The following is a 13,810-nucleotide window of genomic DNA, read 5'->3' as shown; positions in this document are numbered from 1 at the left end:
CATGTCCGGTTCGGGTGAGATGCATGAAAACGTATCCACTTTTCCCCTAGTGGAGACCGGCGGCGGGGGTTCCGTGCCGGTCCTCGGGCAGCGTGAAGGACTGGCATGGCATCAATCGTTCTGAGCAACGTCGACAAGATCTACGCGGGTGGCGTGAAGGCCGTGAACGGCCTGAATCTTGAGATCAAAGACGGCGAGTTCATGGTCCTGGTCGGCCCGTCGGGATGTGGCAAGTCCACCGCCCTGCGGATGATCGCCGGACTTGAGGACATCAGCGCCGGCGAGATCGCGATCGGCGACCGGGTGGTCAACCACCTCCCGCCGAAGGACCGCGACATCGCGATGGTCTTCCAGAACTACGCCCTCTACCCCCACATGACCGTGGAGGAGAACCTGGCCTTCGGCCTCAAGCTTCGCAAGATGCCCAAGGCGGAGATCGCCAAGCGCGTCAACGAGGCCGCCAAGATGCTGGGCCTGGAGCAGTACCTCAAGCGCAAGCCGGCCGCGCTCTCCGGCGGTCAGCGCCAGCGTGTCGCCATGGGCCGCGCCATCGTCCGCGAGCCGCAGGCCTTCCTCATGGACGAGCCGCTCTCCAACCTGGACGCCAAGCTCCGCGTCTCCATGCGGGCCTCGCTCAACCAGCTGCACGAGCGCCTCGGCGTCACCACCGTCTACGTGACCCACGACCAGGTCGAGGCGATGACCCTCGGCGACCGCGTCTGCGTCCTGCGCGACGGCCTGCTCCAGCAGGTCGACACTCCGCAGAACCTGTTCGACAACCCGGTCAACCTGTTCGTCGCCGGGTTCATGGGCTCCCCGTCCATGAACTTCGCCTACGCCGATCTCGTCCGCGACGGGGCCACCGCCGCGGTGGCCTTCGCCGGCTACAAGCTCCCCGTCCCCGACTCCACGTTCGCCGAGAAGCCCGGTCTCGACCGCTACATCGGCAAGCGCATCATCCTCGGCATCCGCCCCTCGGACTTCGAGGACTCGGTCGCCGCCAACGGCGCCTCCACCGGCTGGGTCCGCATCCCGGTCCGCGCGAACGTCACCGAGGAGCTTGGCTCCGAGATCAACGTGCTGTTCACCATCGACGCTCCCCCCGTCGAGCACCGCGACACGGTGGCCGCCGCCAACGACGGCGACGAGGAAGAGGCCACCCTCCCGCTGACCGGCGACAAGTCCCTGTGGACCGCCCGCGTCAACGCCCGCAGCCACGTCCGCCCCGGCCAGAACATCGAACTCGTCGTCGACACTCACAACCTGCACTTCTTCGACGTCGACTCCGGCCTCAGCATCGGCCACGAAGCCAACGTCGGCCGCTAAAGAACGTCCGCCCCCCGCCAGTCCGGCGGGGGGCGGCCACCAACCTGGCTTTACGAAACCCCTCAGAACGAACCCTCGCCGTCTCCCCCCTCCGACGGCGAGGGTTCTGTGTCTATGGCCGCGCCTCCGGCACGGCGGGCTTGGCCGCCTTCAGCCTGTGTCTTCCCTCGTCACTCCGGGCCGCTTCGCGACCCTGCGTTCCTCAGTCCAGACACAGGCGCGGCCAAGCCGCTTGATTGCCCTGGATAGGAGTGATGGCCGGGTTAAGAAGGTGCGGTTGTCCAGACACAGGCGCGGCCAAGCCGGGACATACGACTAAAGGTGCGGCGATTGCCGATCAAGTTTGTGTCAAACCCCGGAAGACAATCTGGCCCTCCTGCCTAACCTCGTCGGATGGGGTTTCGGGTGCTGTTCGTTTGTACGGGGAACATCTGCCGATCGCCGATCGCGGAGTGCCTGACCAGGGCCGCGCTGGCGGCGGTCTCGGGGGTCGAGGTGGGCAGTGCCGGGACGCGCACGGTGGCGGGGGTGCCGATCAGTGCGGGGGCTCGGGAGGTGCTTCGGCGGATGGGCGCGGAGGTGGGGGAGTTCGTGTCCCGGCCGCTGGAATCCGAGATGGTGGTCGAGGCCGATCTGGTGCTGACGGCGACCCGGCGGCATCGGGCCGAGGTGGTGACCCGGGTTCCGGCGTCGGTGGGCCGGGTGTTCACGATCGCGGAGTTCGGCGCCCTGGTCCGGGCCATTCCGGAAGGCCTGGTCGTGCGCTTCCTGGAGGCGGAGGAGCGGGGGAGGGCGCTGCTGGCCGAGGCGACGGCCAGGAGGGGGATGGTCCGAGTGGCGGAACCTGATGTGGTCGATCCGATCGGCCGTTCTGGGCGCGTCTATCGCGCGGTGGGGCGGCGCATCGCCGCCGAGCTCTCCGTGCCGCTGCGCCTGCTGGCCGGCGGCACGGAGAGCGCCAACGATTAATGAGAAAGTCGTGATCTGGACAGCCGCAGCGGTGAATCGCCTGGTCGGCGGCCGTGCGGCTGTCTATGGACGGGTTTCTAATTAATTAGACCCCTACCGGGATCTTGTCGGGTTCGGCTTCCTTGATGGGTTCGTAGCTGTAGTCGTAGCCGTAGTGGTGGATGGTCCTGGACGGTGTGAAGTTGAGGATCGAGCCGATCAGGCGTCCGCTGACCGAGCTGAGCTGGGTGGTGGCGTGCGCGAGGTGGTCGCGCTGGGTCTTGGCGCTGCGGGCCACCAGCAGGACCCCGTCGGCGACGGCGGCCAGGGTGGCCGCGTCGGTGACGGGGAGCAGCGGCGGCGCGTCGATGAGCACCATGTCGTAGGACTTGCGGAGCTGGATGAGCAGCTGCCGCATCTGGTGGGAGCTGAGCAGCTCGCTCGGGTTGGGCGGGATGGGGCCGCTGGGCAGCACCTGGATCTGGTCGTCGCCCCAGGTCTGCAGGGCGTCGGCCAGGGTGGAGGTGCCGATCAGGACGTTGGTGAGCCCGACGGCGCCCTCGATGCCGAGATAGTCGGGCACGCTGGGGCGGCGCAGGTCCGCGTCCACGAGCAGCACCCGCCAGCCGGCCTGGCCCAGCGCGATGGCCAGGTTGACCGAGGTCGAGGACTTGCCCTCGCCCGGCAGGCAGCTGGTGATCACCAACGACCTGGGCTTCTCGTCGATGCCGACGAACTGCAGGTTCGTACGGATCGCCCGGAACGCCTCAGCCCGGATGGAACTGCCTTGATCGCGCACGATCAACGGGTACAGCTTGGCGTCCTTCTCGTAACTGATGACGCCGAGCACCGCCCCGCCGGTGGCCTCCAGCAGGTCCTCCGGGGTCTTCACGGTGGTGTCGAGCCGGTCGTACAGGACGATCGCCGAGCCGGCGGCGAGCAGGCTGAGGAGCACGCCGATGGACAGGTTCACCAGCGGGCGCGGGCTGACCGGCTTCCCGGGCGTGACGGCCTTGTCGATGACCGTGACCTTGATGGTGGACTTGCTGTTCTTGTCCGGCCGCTCGATCTGGTCGATCAGCTTGGTCAGCTGCTCGCCGACCGCGTTGGCCAGCCGCCCGGCCCTGGCCGGATCACCGTCCTCCACGGTCGCCCGCAGCAGCACCGTGTCCGGCACGGCTTCCGCCTTCACGTTCCTGGCCAGCGAATCCGGGTTGAGGCCCTCGGGCCGGGCGACCTCGCTCACCACCCGGCGGCTGGTGATCAGGTTCGCGTACGACTTGACCCGCTGCTGCGACAGCAGGTTGGCCTGGTACGCCCCGGCCGCGCTGGATTCGTCGTCCTCGGCGGCCACGAGCATGGACACCGTCGCGGCATACCGCTCGGGCATCTGCTGGGTCACGAGCATCGCGCCCCCGGCGCCCGTGCCCGCCGCCAGGGCGATGATCCACCAGTTCCGGCGGGCCAGTCGCAGATAGGAGAGGAGTTCCAAGGATTTACCGCCTTGAGGGTTGCAGCGCGGGGCGGGCGGCCGGGTAGGCGTCCACGCCCTGCAGCAGAACGACGAGGACGAGACCCGAGCCGACGGCCAGGGCCAGGGCGAGCAGCGGGGCCAGCGCCAGCACGGCCACCGCGCAGGCCAGGCCGCAGGTCAGCGTGGTCACCGCGGCGAGCACGAGGACCGTCTGCGAGACCGAAAGGCCGAGCCGGCGCAGCCGGTGGGTGACGTGGTCGGTCCCGCCGCACATCACCGAGCGGCCCGCCCGGCGGCGGGAGACCACCACCACGAGGGTGTCCACGGTGGCCACGAAGGTGACCAGCAGCAGTCCCGCCGGAGCCTGCCCGGGCGCGTCGAACACGAGCACGGCGGAGCAGGCGATGGCGAAGCCGATGAACAGCGAGCCGCAATCGCCCATGAAGATCCGCGCCGGGGTCCAGTTGTGGACCAGGAAGCCGGCGCAGGCCCCGGCCAGCGCCAGCGGGATGACGGCCGCCGCGGGCGCGCCGGTGACGAACGCGGCCACGGCCAGCATGCCGCAGGTGGCGACGGCGACCGCGCTCAGCGCGCCGTCCATGTTGTCGAGCAGGTTGTAGGAGTTGGTGACGACCACGATCCAGATCGTGGTCAGCGGGATGTCCAGCCAGGTGCCGGTGACCGGGGCCTGCACCCCGTTGAACACCACGGCCAGCGCGGCGAGCGTCTCCACCAGCAGCCGCGGCAGCGGCCCGAGCGGCCGCAGGTCGTCGATCAGGCCGACCAGGGCGAGCACGGCCGCGCCCAGGATGACGGCCCGTACCGCCGGGTTGCCCGCTTGGAACGCGACCGGCGGCAGCGTGGCGATCAGGATGGCCAGGCCGCCCAGGTATGGGGTGGGACGACGGTGGGCCTTGTGGCCACCGGGCCGGTCGGTCAGCCGCGTCCACAGCGCGAACTTCCGGACCGGAACGGTGGCGGCGGCTCCGATCGCCGCCGCCGACACCACCGTCCCCACACTGACTGCCAGACTCACCGCGCGTCGATCCCTGCTTCGCACTGCCGCCCGCGGGACATCTCGCGCATCGTCTCCGTGATCGTGTCGAGCAGGATGTCGTCCAGGTTGCGCTGCGGGCGCCACCCGGTGAGGGCCCGCAGCCGGGAGCTGTCCGGCACCCGCCGGGCCATGTCCTCGAAGCCCTTCGCGTACGCCTCGTGGTAGGGGATCATCTCCACCCCGGAGGTGCTCCGGGTCAGTTCGATCACCGTCTTGGCCAGTTCGAGGATGGTGACCTCGTCGGAGGATCCGATGTTGAAGGTCTGCCCGACCGCCAGCGGCTCGTCCAGCAGCCGCAGCAGCGCGTCGACGACGTCCAGGACGTGCACGAAGCACCGCGACTGGGTGCCGTCGCCGAACACGGTGAGCGGCCGCCCGCTGAGCGCCTGGCGGACCAGCCGCGGCACGACCATCCCGTAGGCGGGGCTCTGCCGGGGCCCGACCGTGTTGAACAGGCGCGTCACCACGGTCGGCAGACCGCGTTCCCGGTAGTACGCGTTGGCCAGGATCTCGTCCACGGCCTTGGCGGTGCTGTAGGACCAGCGGGAGACGGACGTGCTGCCCAGGATCCGGTCGGCGTCCTCGGCCAGCGGCCCGCCGGAGTTCTTGCCGTAGATCTCGCTGGTGCTGGCCACCAGGATCTTCCTGCGATAACGGTGCGCGGCCCCGATGACGATCTCGGAGCCGCGGATGTTGGTGGTCAGCGACCGCAACGGCTGCTCCACGATCAGCTGCACCCCGACGGCGGCGGCGAGGTGCACGACCACATCGCACTGGTGCACCAGTTCGTCCACCACAAGTTCGTCCAGGACCGAGCCGGTGACGATCCGCAGCGCCGGATGCTGGGCCGAGTGACGCAGGTTCTCGGCGCGACCGGTGGAGAGGTTGTCGAGCACCGTCACCGAATCACCCCGATCCAGCAGGGCATCGGTCAGGTGCGACCCGATGAATCCGCTGCCGCCGGTTACCAGATAGTTCATGCCAATAGCAGCCAAGGTGACTCCTCTGCCGAACACTCGCTCGACGTGTCATATCTGTGCCAGTGAGACGGTAGAGATGCCGGATTGAACACCCGGGGCGCCACGCGCGATCTTGCGGCGCCTTTTGCCGTCATTTTCATCGGCGGCGGCGGATGGTTTAGCCGGAGCGGGCCGGAACAAGGTCGGCGCGCCGGGGGAGCAGTTCCCTGGGGGCGGTCTTGGAGGCCCGGACGAACCAGATGAGTTCGATCACGGCGATCAGCGTGTACGCGGCCGTGGACGCCAGCGCCGCGCCGACGGCGCCCCACTGCGGGATGAGCACGCCGTTGAGCACCAGGTTCACGCCCAGGGCGATGATCGCGATGGCGGTCATGGTCATCGGGCGCGACAGCCGTACCAGGAACTGCTCGACCGGTTTGAGCAGGGCGAGCATGATCGCGCCTGGCGCCAGCGCGAGCATGGGGGCGACGCTCGGCGCGTAGGCCGAGCCGTACACCAGCGGGATGAGGATCGGGGCGGTGGCGGCGAGGACGGCCACGACGGCGGTGCCGGTGAGCAGGTTGAGGCGCAGGGCGCGGGTGGTGGCCTCGCGGGCGCCGTCGCCGTCGGCGTCGGCCTGCCGGGCCAGGCTCAGCTGGCGTACGGCTTCCGCCGGGGCGGCGGCCAGCGAGAGCACGGCCACCGCGACCGTGTAAAGGCCCGCCTCGCGGGCGGAGGCCAGGGCGTTGAGCAGCAGCACGTCCACGGTGAGCAGCAGATAGAAGGCCAGGCGGCCGGGGTGGTAACGCCCGGCCAGGGCCAGCTGGCGCCGGGCCAGCCGCATCCTGCCGCGCAGCGAGCGCAGCTTGAGCGTGGCGGCGAACAGCATGAACGGCGAGGCCGTGGACAGCGCCCAGCAGACGATCACGGCGGTCACCGACGCCTTGCCGAGAGCGATCAGGACCAGCAGCGGCACGCACTGGGTCAGCCCGGTCAGCACCCAGGCCCGGTTGACCAGGCGCTGCCGGGAGCGCAGCAGCATGATGCCGTTGAGGTTGATCGCGGCCACCCCGAACGGCACCGCGAGGAGCGCCAGCGCGAGCAGCGCCGGCGAGGCGAGCGGCAGCACCAGGCTGGCGGCGAACGCGAGGAGGGCGCAGAGCGCGCCGATCGCCAGGCTGAGGAACAGCCCGTTGGCCAGCAGCGCGCGGCGCTTGCCGGCGTCCGGCCAGAAGGCGATCTGGGACTGCTGCAGGGACAGGTGGCCGAGCTGGATGGTGATCCCGGCCGTGGTGGCGACGACCGCGTACACGCCGCGGCTCTCCGGTTCCAGCGCCCGGGCGAGCAGCACCCCGGTCACCGCCGCGAGCCCCAGCCGGAGGACCTGGCTGGCGACGGTGTCCAGGGCCCGGCGCAGGCTGCTCATACGGGTGTTCCTCATACGGGCACGGCGGGCCGGTCGGCGGAACGATGCCAGAGTTCCAGCTGGAGCAGCGTCCAGAGCCGGGTGGCGTGGTCACGTCCCGCCATGTGCTCGGCGAGCATCCGGGACACCAGCTCGGGCTGGAAGATCCCCCGGGAGCCCGCGGTGTGGTCGGTCAGCGTGTCGTGGACGAGCTCGCGCAGCGAGGTGCGCAGCCAGGCGGCCAGCGGCACGCCGAAGCCCTTCTTGGGCTGGGCGAGCGTCTCGGCCGGCAGCCAGGGGGCCACGGCGGTGCGGAGCAGGTGTTTCGTCCTGCCTTTCCTGATCCGGAAGTGGTCGGGCAGCCCGGCCGCCCATTCCATCAGGTGGTGGTCGAGGAAGGGCGAGCGCGCCTCGATGGAGTGGGCCATGGTGCTGATATCCGCCTTCACCAGGAGATCTCCCGGCAGGTAGGTGGAGATGTCGGCGTCCACGGCACGGCCGAGCGTGGTCCCCGCGCGGGAGGCCGCGAACGCCTCGTCCACCAGGGCGGCGCTGTCCAGGTGCGCCAGCGACGCGGCGACCTCGGGCGTGTAGAGCGCGCGCTTGGCCGCGTGGTCGAAGCAGGTCATCAGGCCCGCGTAGCGCCGGGCGGGCGGCTGGCCGAGCGTGCGCAGGGCCCACCCGGCCTGGCGCGGCAGCGTGCCGGGGGAGCCCCGGGAGATCAGCGCGGAACCGGCGGCGGATAGGCCGCGCCCGAGCACGCCGGGCACCCGCATCCGGTCCAGTCGCGCCATCAGCAGGTGGCGCCGGTAACCCGCGAAGCACTCGTCGCCGCCGTCGCCGTTGAGCACCACGGTCACGTGCTCGCTGCTCAGCTGGGCCACCGCCAGGCTCGGGATCGCCGAGGCGTCCGCGAACGGCTCGTCGAAACGCCGGGCCACCTCGGCCACGGACTCGATGGCCGACGGCGTGATGACGTAGTCGCGGTGGTCGGTCCCGTACCGGGCGGCGACCGCCCGCGCGGGGCCGCGCTCGTCGAACCGGGGATCGGTGAAGCCGATCGTGAACGTGCGCACGGGCGCGTTGCTGACCCGGGCCATGGCCGCGACCACCGCCGCCGAGTCGAGCCCGCCGGACAGGAACGCCCCCACCGGGCGTTCCCCCGCCAGGCGCCGCCGCGTCACGTCCAGCAGCAGTTCCCTGAGCCGCTCCGCCTCCCCGGCCTCGTCGCCGACCGGCCGGGGCGAGGCGTCCAGCCGCCAGTAGCGGCGGACGTCCGTACGCCCGGCCTGCCAGCTCAGCACGTGCCCGGGCGGGAGTTTCCTGACCCCGGCCACGATCGAGTGAGGGGCGGGCACGTACCGGTAGGTCAGGTAGTGGTGCAGCGCGGCGAGATCCACCGTGCGCGGCACGTCCATCGCCTTCAGCTCGGAGGCGAAGGTCAGGCTCCCCCGGTGGTCGCGGTAGTAGAGCGGCTTCTTGCCGAGCCGGTCCCTGGCCAGCAGCAGCCGCTGCCGGGTGTCGTCCCACAGCGCGAAGGCGAACATGCCGCGCAGGCGGCGCACGAGGTCGTCGCCGTAGTCCTCGTACAGGTGGGTGATCAGCTCGGAGTCCGAGGAGCTGGCCAGCCGGTGGCCCTTCGCCAGGAGTTCGGCGCGCAGCTCGGGGAAGTTGTACAGCTCGCCGTTGAACACGGCCGTGACGTCGCCGCGCTCGTTGCGCACCGGCTGCGCGCCCCCGGCCACGTCCATGATCGCCAGCCGTCGCATGCCGAGACCGGCGGTCTCGCCGCAGTGGTAGCCGTCCCCGTCGGGCCCCCGGTGCACGAGCGCGTCGCACATGCGCCGGACCAGCTCGTGGTCCGCCCCCGCTGAGGAGATATGTCCCGCTATTCCGCACATAGCCGCTCCAACTGTTCTCCGTACAGGCGGATGTGCTCGGCCACCAGCTGGTCGATGCCGAGCGTGGACCTGGCCCAGTTCCTGGCGGTCTCGCCGAGCCCGGGATGGGCGCCGCCGAGCACCTCGGTGATCGCCTGGGCCAGCGCGTCCGGGGCTTTCGGTGGCACCAGCAACCCGCGCCTGGGCTCGCCGCCGAGCAGTTCCGGCGTGCCGCCGACGGCGGTGGCGATCACCGGCCGCCCGGCCGCCATCGCCTCCATGACCGCGTTGCTCAGCCCTTCAACCAGCGACGGCAGCACCACGGCGTCGGCCCGGGCCAGCAGCGGCCGGACGTCCGGGACCGCGCCGAGGAACCGGGCGTCCACGCCCAGCCGCGCGGCCTCGCGCTCCAGCGCGGCCCGCTCGGGTCCCTCCCCGGCGAGTGCCACCACGCAGCCGGTACGGCTCGCCGCCGCCAGCAGATCCCGATGCCCCTTCTCCGGCCGCAGGTTGGCCACGCACGCGAGCACCGGCCCGCGGGCGTCCAGCGCGAGCGGCGGCGCCGCTTCGAACGCGCTCGCCGGGAGCCCGTTGTAGACCACGGCGAGCTTGCCCAGCGTCAATGATTCGGCGTGCGCCGCCCGGTTGGCCACCGCGTACGCGTTGGCGATCACCAGGTCGGTCAGGCGATTGGCCCCGCGCACGGCGGCCTTCAGCACTCGCCCGCCCGGGGGAGCCACGCTCCGCCGCCCGGACACCACGACCGGCACCCCGGCCAGCCGCCCTGCGGGCACCCCGAGCAGGTAACCCCTCGTCAGGAAGCAGTGCAGCACATCGGGCATCTCGCGGCGCAGCAGCGCCACCAGCCGCCCCAGCGCCCACCCGTTCGCCGCCGCTGTCCACGGGGCCCCGCCTATTCGTCTCAGGCCGAGCCGTACCACCCGGACGCCGCGATCGTGGAGTTCCCGCTCGCGCGGCCCGCCTTCGAACAGCACCAGCACCGTGACGTCGACGCCCTCGTCCCGCAGGCCCGCGGCCAGCAGGACCAGCTGTTTCTCAGTTCCGCCGCGCCCGAGCTGGTCGATGAGCAGGCAGACCCGGCGGACGCGGGCCGGAGCCCTGGTCAAGATCGGCATATCGCGCAGGGTAGTCCAGCGGCTGCGCACCGCCATGAACGCGCGAGCTATCTGCAGGACAGCAGTTGGCCATAGATGCTCAAATGCCGGTCCACGGTCGCCCCGGCGTGCAGGTGCTCCCTGCTCCACGTCTGCGCGGCGGCGGCCAGCGCGGCGGCGCGCGCGGGGTCGCGGAGCAGCCGTTCCAGCGCTAGGGCCAGCGCCTCGGCGTCGCCGGGCGGGACCAGCAGGCCACGGCCGGTCAGCAGTTCGGGGATGCCGCCGACCGCGCTGGCGGCCACCGGCACTCCGGCCGCCATCGCCTCCATCACGGCGATCCCGAGCGGTTCGGACAGTGACGGATGGGCGACCACATCGGCCCGCGCCAGCCACCGCCCCACGTCCGGCCGCGCGCCGAGCAGCCGCAGGTCCAGCCCGAACGTCCGCGCCTGCAGTGAGAGCGCCTCCCGCTCGGGGCCCTCGCCGAGCACGATCACCGTGCAGTCCAGGCCGCGCTGCTTCAGCAGGGCCGCCGCGCCGACCAGGACACTGTGCCCCTTCCACCGGTGCAGGTTCCCGACCGCCAGGATCACCGGCCGCTCGGTGGCGAGCTGGGCCGGGATATGCCGGGCGAAGGCCGCGGTGGACAGCCCGTTGTAGGCGACCCCGATCTTGGCGGCGGGTGTCCTGGTCACCCGGCCGACCTGCCGGGCCAGCTCCTGGCTGACCGCCACCAGGTGGTCGGCGCGCTTGCTGGCCCACCGGTCGAGCACGCGCGTCAGCGCCGGCAGCCGGTGCTGGCCGGGCGCGGTGTGGCGGCCGGCCACCAGCACCCGCACCCGGGCCGGCCGGGCCAGCGCGGCGGCGGCCACGTAGCACGGGAACAGGTGCGCGTGCAGCACGTCCGGGCGGGTCCGCCGCAGGTAGCGCACCATCCGGACGCAGGCCCGCAAGCTGGCGGGCAGCGCGCGCCAGCCGTGCCGCAGGAACGTGCGGAAGCCCAGGTCCACGACCGGGATGCCCGCCTGGCGCAGGTGCGCCTCGCGCGGCCCGCCGCCGAACATCACCAGGACCTCGCTGCGCACCCCCCGGGCCTTCAGTTCCCTGGCCAGCAGCACGACCTGGTGTTCCGCACCACCTGAGCCGAGATGACCGATGAGCTGAACCACCATGTCGGGACGGCGCGGATAGTTACGGAGCATGACCGTGATAGTACTCAGCGTGATCATCGGTGCAAGGAGGTCGGCGTGGAGTTCGTGGTGGTGGGGTTGGTGGCGGTGCTGCTCACCTGGATGGTGTGGGCCTGCTTCCCGAAACACGTGGCGGTGAAAGTGCTGCCGGTCCTGCTGGTGGCGCTCGCCGTCCGGCTGATCGTGCACACCCTGGTGATCAGGGCCGACCTGCTCGGGTACGGCGGCGACAACCTCACCTACGAAGCCTGGGCCACCGACATCGCGCGGTACTGGGATATGTCGGGCTTCCGCTTCGTCACCGCCGCCGAGATGAGCAACCTCCACGCGGTGGCCGTGCCGTGCAACCTGTTCGCCCTGGTCATCACCTTCTGCGGCGGTCCTGCGCCGCTGGCCTGCACGGCCGTGGTGGGTCTGGTGGCCTGCGCGCTGTGCGTGGTGCTCTACCGGGCCGCGCTGCTGGTGGGCGCGGACGAGCGGGCGGCGTTCCGGCTGCTGGCGCTGGCCGCGTACATGCCGTCGTTCCTGTTCCACACCTCGGACACGTTCAAGGATGGCATCAACGCGTTCCTCGTGGTGTCCTCCCTGTATCTGGTCCTGTCCCACCTGCACCGCTTCGACGTGCGCAAGCTGCTGCTGCTGGCGCTGGCGTTGTGGACGCTGTGGCACGTGCGGCCCTACATGGTGTTCATGTGCGCGCTGCCCCTCGCGGTCGGGCTGCTGCGGTCGCGGCGGGCGATGGGGATCGGCCTGGTGGCGGCGGTGGCCGGGCTGCTCATGCTGCAGGGGCCGCCGCTGGACATCATGCGGGAGCAGCTCGATCGCGGCCAGTCCATGCTCGTCCGGCAGGCCAACGCGGGCGGCGGCTCCGGGGTGCTGTTCACCGACGGCGGCGACCCGTGGGCGGCCCTCGGCCCGAAACTGCTCTACACCGTGTTCTCGCCGTTCCCGTGGGCCGACGGCAGCCTGGTCTTCCAGCTCGGCAAGATCGAGACCTTGCTCTGGTACGTGCTGCTCGTGCTGGCCGCCGTCGGGGCCCGGCGGCTGTGGCGGCGAGATCCGCGCCTGCTGCTGATCCTGGCACTCTTCCTGCTTCCGGCGACCCTCGCGTACGCCACGACGATGGCAAACGTGGGCCTAATCCTTCGCCAGCGCATGCCAATCGTCATGGTCACGAGCCTGTTGTCGGCCCTGGCGTGGACCAAACTTCCGGCCGGGCCACAACGGGCCCCCAAGGAGCACGCGGAGGCCGTACATGGGTAAGCGGATCAGGATCATGCGGGTGATCGCGCGGATGAACGTGGGCGGTCCCGCGCTGCAGGCGGTGACGCTGCTCAACCACCTCGACCCGGCCCGGTTCGAGCAGCGCATCTACACCGGCGCGCTGGCCCCGGGCGAGGGCGACTACCTGGACCTGCGCGGGCAGGGCGCGGCGGCGATCCGGGTGCCTGGCCTCGGCCGCTCGATCGGGCCCCGCGACGACCTCCGCGCGCTGGCCCGGCTGGTTCGCGAGATGCGCGCGTTCCGGCCGCACATCGTGCACACCCACACCGCCAAGGCGGGCGCGCTCGGGCGGGTGGCCGCCACGATCGCCCGGGTGCCCGCCCGGGTGCACACCTTCCACGGGCACCTGCTGCACGGCTACTTCACCGGGCCGAAACGGGCCGCGATGATCGCGACCGAGCGCGGCCTGGCCCGGCTCAGCCACCGCCTGGTCGCGGTCGGCGAGCAGGTCCGCGACGACCTGCTCGCGGCCGGCATCGGGCGGCCGGAGAAGTTCACGGTGCTGCCCCCGGGCACCCGCGTGCCGCCGCTGCCGCCGCGCAGGCAGGCCCGCGTCGAGCTCGGGCTGCCGCAGGACGTGCCCGTGGTCGCCTACATCGGCCGGATCACCCAGGTCAAACGCCCCGACCGGTTCCTGGAGGCGGCCCGCCTGATCCGGGGCACGGTGCCGGACGCGCACTTCGCCGTGTGCGGGGACGGCGACCTCGCCGACACGCTGCGCGGCGTGCCGGGGCTGCGCCTGCTCGGCTGGCGGCCCGACCTGGAGACCGTGCACGCGGCCGCCGACCTGGTCCTGCTCACCTCCGACAACGAGGGCACCCCGCTGTCGCTGATCGAGGCCGCGCTGTCCGGCGTGCCGTGCGTGGCCACCCGGGTCGGCAGCGTGCCCGAGGTGGTCGCGGACGGCTCCACCGGGCTGCTCACCGGCTGCGACAGCCGGGAACTGGCGGCGGCGGCGATCCTGCTGCTCACCGACCGGGACCTGGCCGACCGGCTGGGCCGGGCCGCCGCCGCCCGGGCCGAACGCCTCTTCGGCATTCCGCGTTTCGTGGACGACGTGCGCGCGCTTTATGAGGACCTTTATCGGCACAACCCGGTCCTGGCGGATATTTCCGGCGCACGGTGAATGGCAATTTCACCGCCAGGCGACACGGAAATCGCGGTACACGCAT

Annotated in this window: 11 protein-coding genes; 4 read left to right on the top strand and 7 right to left on the bottom strand. The window is 71.4% G+C overall.

Annotated features, from left to right (window positions below):
• Nucleotides 1-105 precede the first annotated feature (105 nt).
• Nucleotides 106-1,326 carry an ABC transporter ATP-binding protein gene (locus tag Amac_RS39315; RefSeq protein WP_155359506.1) on the top strand — a complete coding sequence of 407 codons (1,221 nt, stop codon included), beginning with the start codon at nucleotides 106-108 and terminating at the stop codon, nucleotides 1,324-1,326.
• A 393-nt stretch (nucleotides 1,327-1,719) separates the two neighbouring features.
• Entirely contained in the window at nucleotides 1,720-2,295 is a 576-nt protein-coding gene (locus tag Amac_RS39310; RefSeq protein WP_155359505.1) for an arsenate reductase/protein-tyrosine-phosphatase family protein, read from the top strand.
• An 85-nt stretch (nucleotides 2,296-2,380) separates the two neighbouring features.
• Here the strand turns inward: Amac_RS39310 and Amac_RS39305 are convergent, their stop codons facing one another.
• From Amac_RS39305 to Amac_RS39275, 7 genes are all read right to left on the bottom strand, one after another.
• Nucleotides 2,381-3,766 carry a tyrosine-protein kinase domain-containing protein gene (locus tag Amac_RS39305; RefSeq protein WP_155359504.1) on the bottom strand — a complete coding sequence of 462 codons (1,386 nt, stop codon included), beginning with the start codon at nucleotides 3,764-3,766 and terminating at the stop codon, nucleotides 2,381-2,383.
• 4 nt (nucleotides 3,767-3,770) lie between these two features.
• On the bottom strand, nucleotides 3,771-4,784 hold the full coding sequence (locus tag Amac_RS39300) for a glycosyltransferase family 4 protein (RefSeq protein WP_170322889.1): 1,014 nt from the start codon (nucleotides 4,782-4,784) through the stop codon (nucleotides 3,771-3,773).
• On the bottom strand, nucleotides 4,781-5,785 hold the full coding sequence (locus Amac_RS39295) for an NAD-dependent epimerase/dehydratase family protein (RefSeq protein WP_155359531.1): 1,005 nt from the start codon (nucleotides 5,783-5,785) through the stop codon (nucleotides 4,781-4,783). The genes Amac_RS39300 and Amac_RS39295 overlap by 4 nt, the downstream gene beginning before the upstream one ends.
• A gap of 157 nt (nucleotides 5,786-5,942) precedes the next feature.
• On the bottom strand, nucleotides 5,943-7,190 hold the full coding sequence (locus tag Amac_RS39290) for a lipopolysaccharide biosynthesis protein (RefSeq protein WP_170322888.1): 1,248 nt from the start codon (nucleotides 7,188-7,190) through the stop codon (nucleotides 5,943-5,945).
• A gap of 11 nt (nucleotides 7,191-7,201) precedes the next feature.
• Nucleotides 7,202-9,070, bottom strand: a complete 1,869-nt coding sequence (gene asnB, locus Amac_RS39285) for an asparagine synthase (glutamine-hydrolyzing) (protein ID WP_155359501.1) — start codon at nucleotides 9,068-9,070, stop codon at nucleotides 7,202-7,204.
• Nucleotides 9,058-10,185 (bottom strand): glycosyltransferase, encoded by a 1,128-nt coding sequence (locus Amac_RS39280; RefSeq protein ID WP_170322887.1) that lies wholly within the window; start codon nucleotides 10,183-10,185, stop codon nucleotides 9,058-9,060. Before Amac_RS39280 ends, asnB begins: the two co-directional genes overlap by 13 nt.
• A gap of 47 nt (nucleotides 10,186-10,232) precedes the next feature.
• Entirely contained in the window at nucleotides 10,233-11,366 is a 1,134-nt protein-coding gene (locus tag Amac_RS39275) for a glycosyltransferase (protein WP_170322886.1), read from the bottom strand.
• 45 nt (nucleotides 11,367-11,411) lie between these two features.
• Here Amac_RS39275 and Amac_RS39270 point away from each other — a divergent pair, with 45 nt between their 5' ends.
• Complete coding sequence (locus Amac_RS39270) at nucleotides 11,412-12,617, top strand: hypothetical protein (protein ID WP_155359498.1); 1,206 nt, start codon at nucleotides 11,412-11,414, stop codon at nucleotides 12,615-12,617.
• The gene (locus Amac_RS39265; RefSeq protein WP_155359497.1) at nucleotides 12,610-13,764 is read left to right on the top strand and encodes a glycosyltransferase; all 1,155 of its coding nucleotides are present in this window, start codon (nucleotides 12,610-12,612) and stop codon (nucleotides 13,762-13,764) included. The genes Amac_RS39270 and Amac_RS39265 overlap by 8 nt, the downstream gene beginning before the upstream one ends.
• Nucleotides 13,765-13,810 lie beyond the last annotated feature (46 nt).

Source organism: Acrocarpospora macrocephala, from assembly GCF_009687865.1.
Classification (GTDB): domain Bacteria; phylum Actinomycetota; class Actinomycetes; order Streptosporangiales; family Streptosporangiaceae; genus Acrocarpospora; species Acrocarpospora macrocephala.
The sequence above is the reverse complement of the archived record's forward strand: the minus strand, read 5'-3'. Positions and strand labels throughout refer to the sequence as shown.

Bases quoted from the DNA above. Each gene is read 5' to 3' on its own strand.
- Amac_RS39315 (WP_155359506.1), top strand. From the start codon at position 106: ATGGCATCAATCGTTCTGAGCAACGTCGACAAGATCTACGCGGGTGGC.
- Amac_RS39310 (WP_155359505.1), top strand. From the start codon at position 1,720: ATGGGGTTTCGGGTGCTGTTCGTTTGTACGGGGAACATCTGCCGATCG.
- Amac_RS39295 (WP_155359531.1), bottom strand. From the start codon at position 5,785: ATGAACTATCTGGTAACCGGCGGCAGCGGATTCATCGGGTCGCACCTG.
- Amac_RS39290 (WP_170322888.1), bottom strand. From the start codon at position 7,190: ATGAGCAGCCTGCGCCGGGCCCTGGACACCGTCGCCAGCCAGGTCCTC.
- asnB (WP_155359501.1), bottom strand. From the start codon at position 9,070: ATGTGCGGAATAGCGGGACATATCTCCTCAGCGGGGGCGGACCACGAG.
- Amac_RS39280 (WP_170322887.1), bottom strand. From the start codon at position 10,185: ATGCCGATCTTGACCAGGGCTCCGGCCCGCGTCCGCCGGGTCTGCCTG.
- Amac_RS39275 (WP_170322886.1), bottom strand. From the start codon at position 11,366: ATGCTCCGTAACTATCCGCGCCGTCCCGACATGGTGGTTCAGCTCATC.
- Amac_RS39265 (WP_155359497.1), top strand. From the start codon at position 12,610: ATGGGTAAGCGGATCAGGATCATGCGGGTGATCGCGCGGATGAACGTG.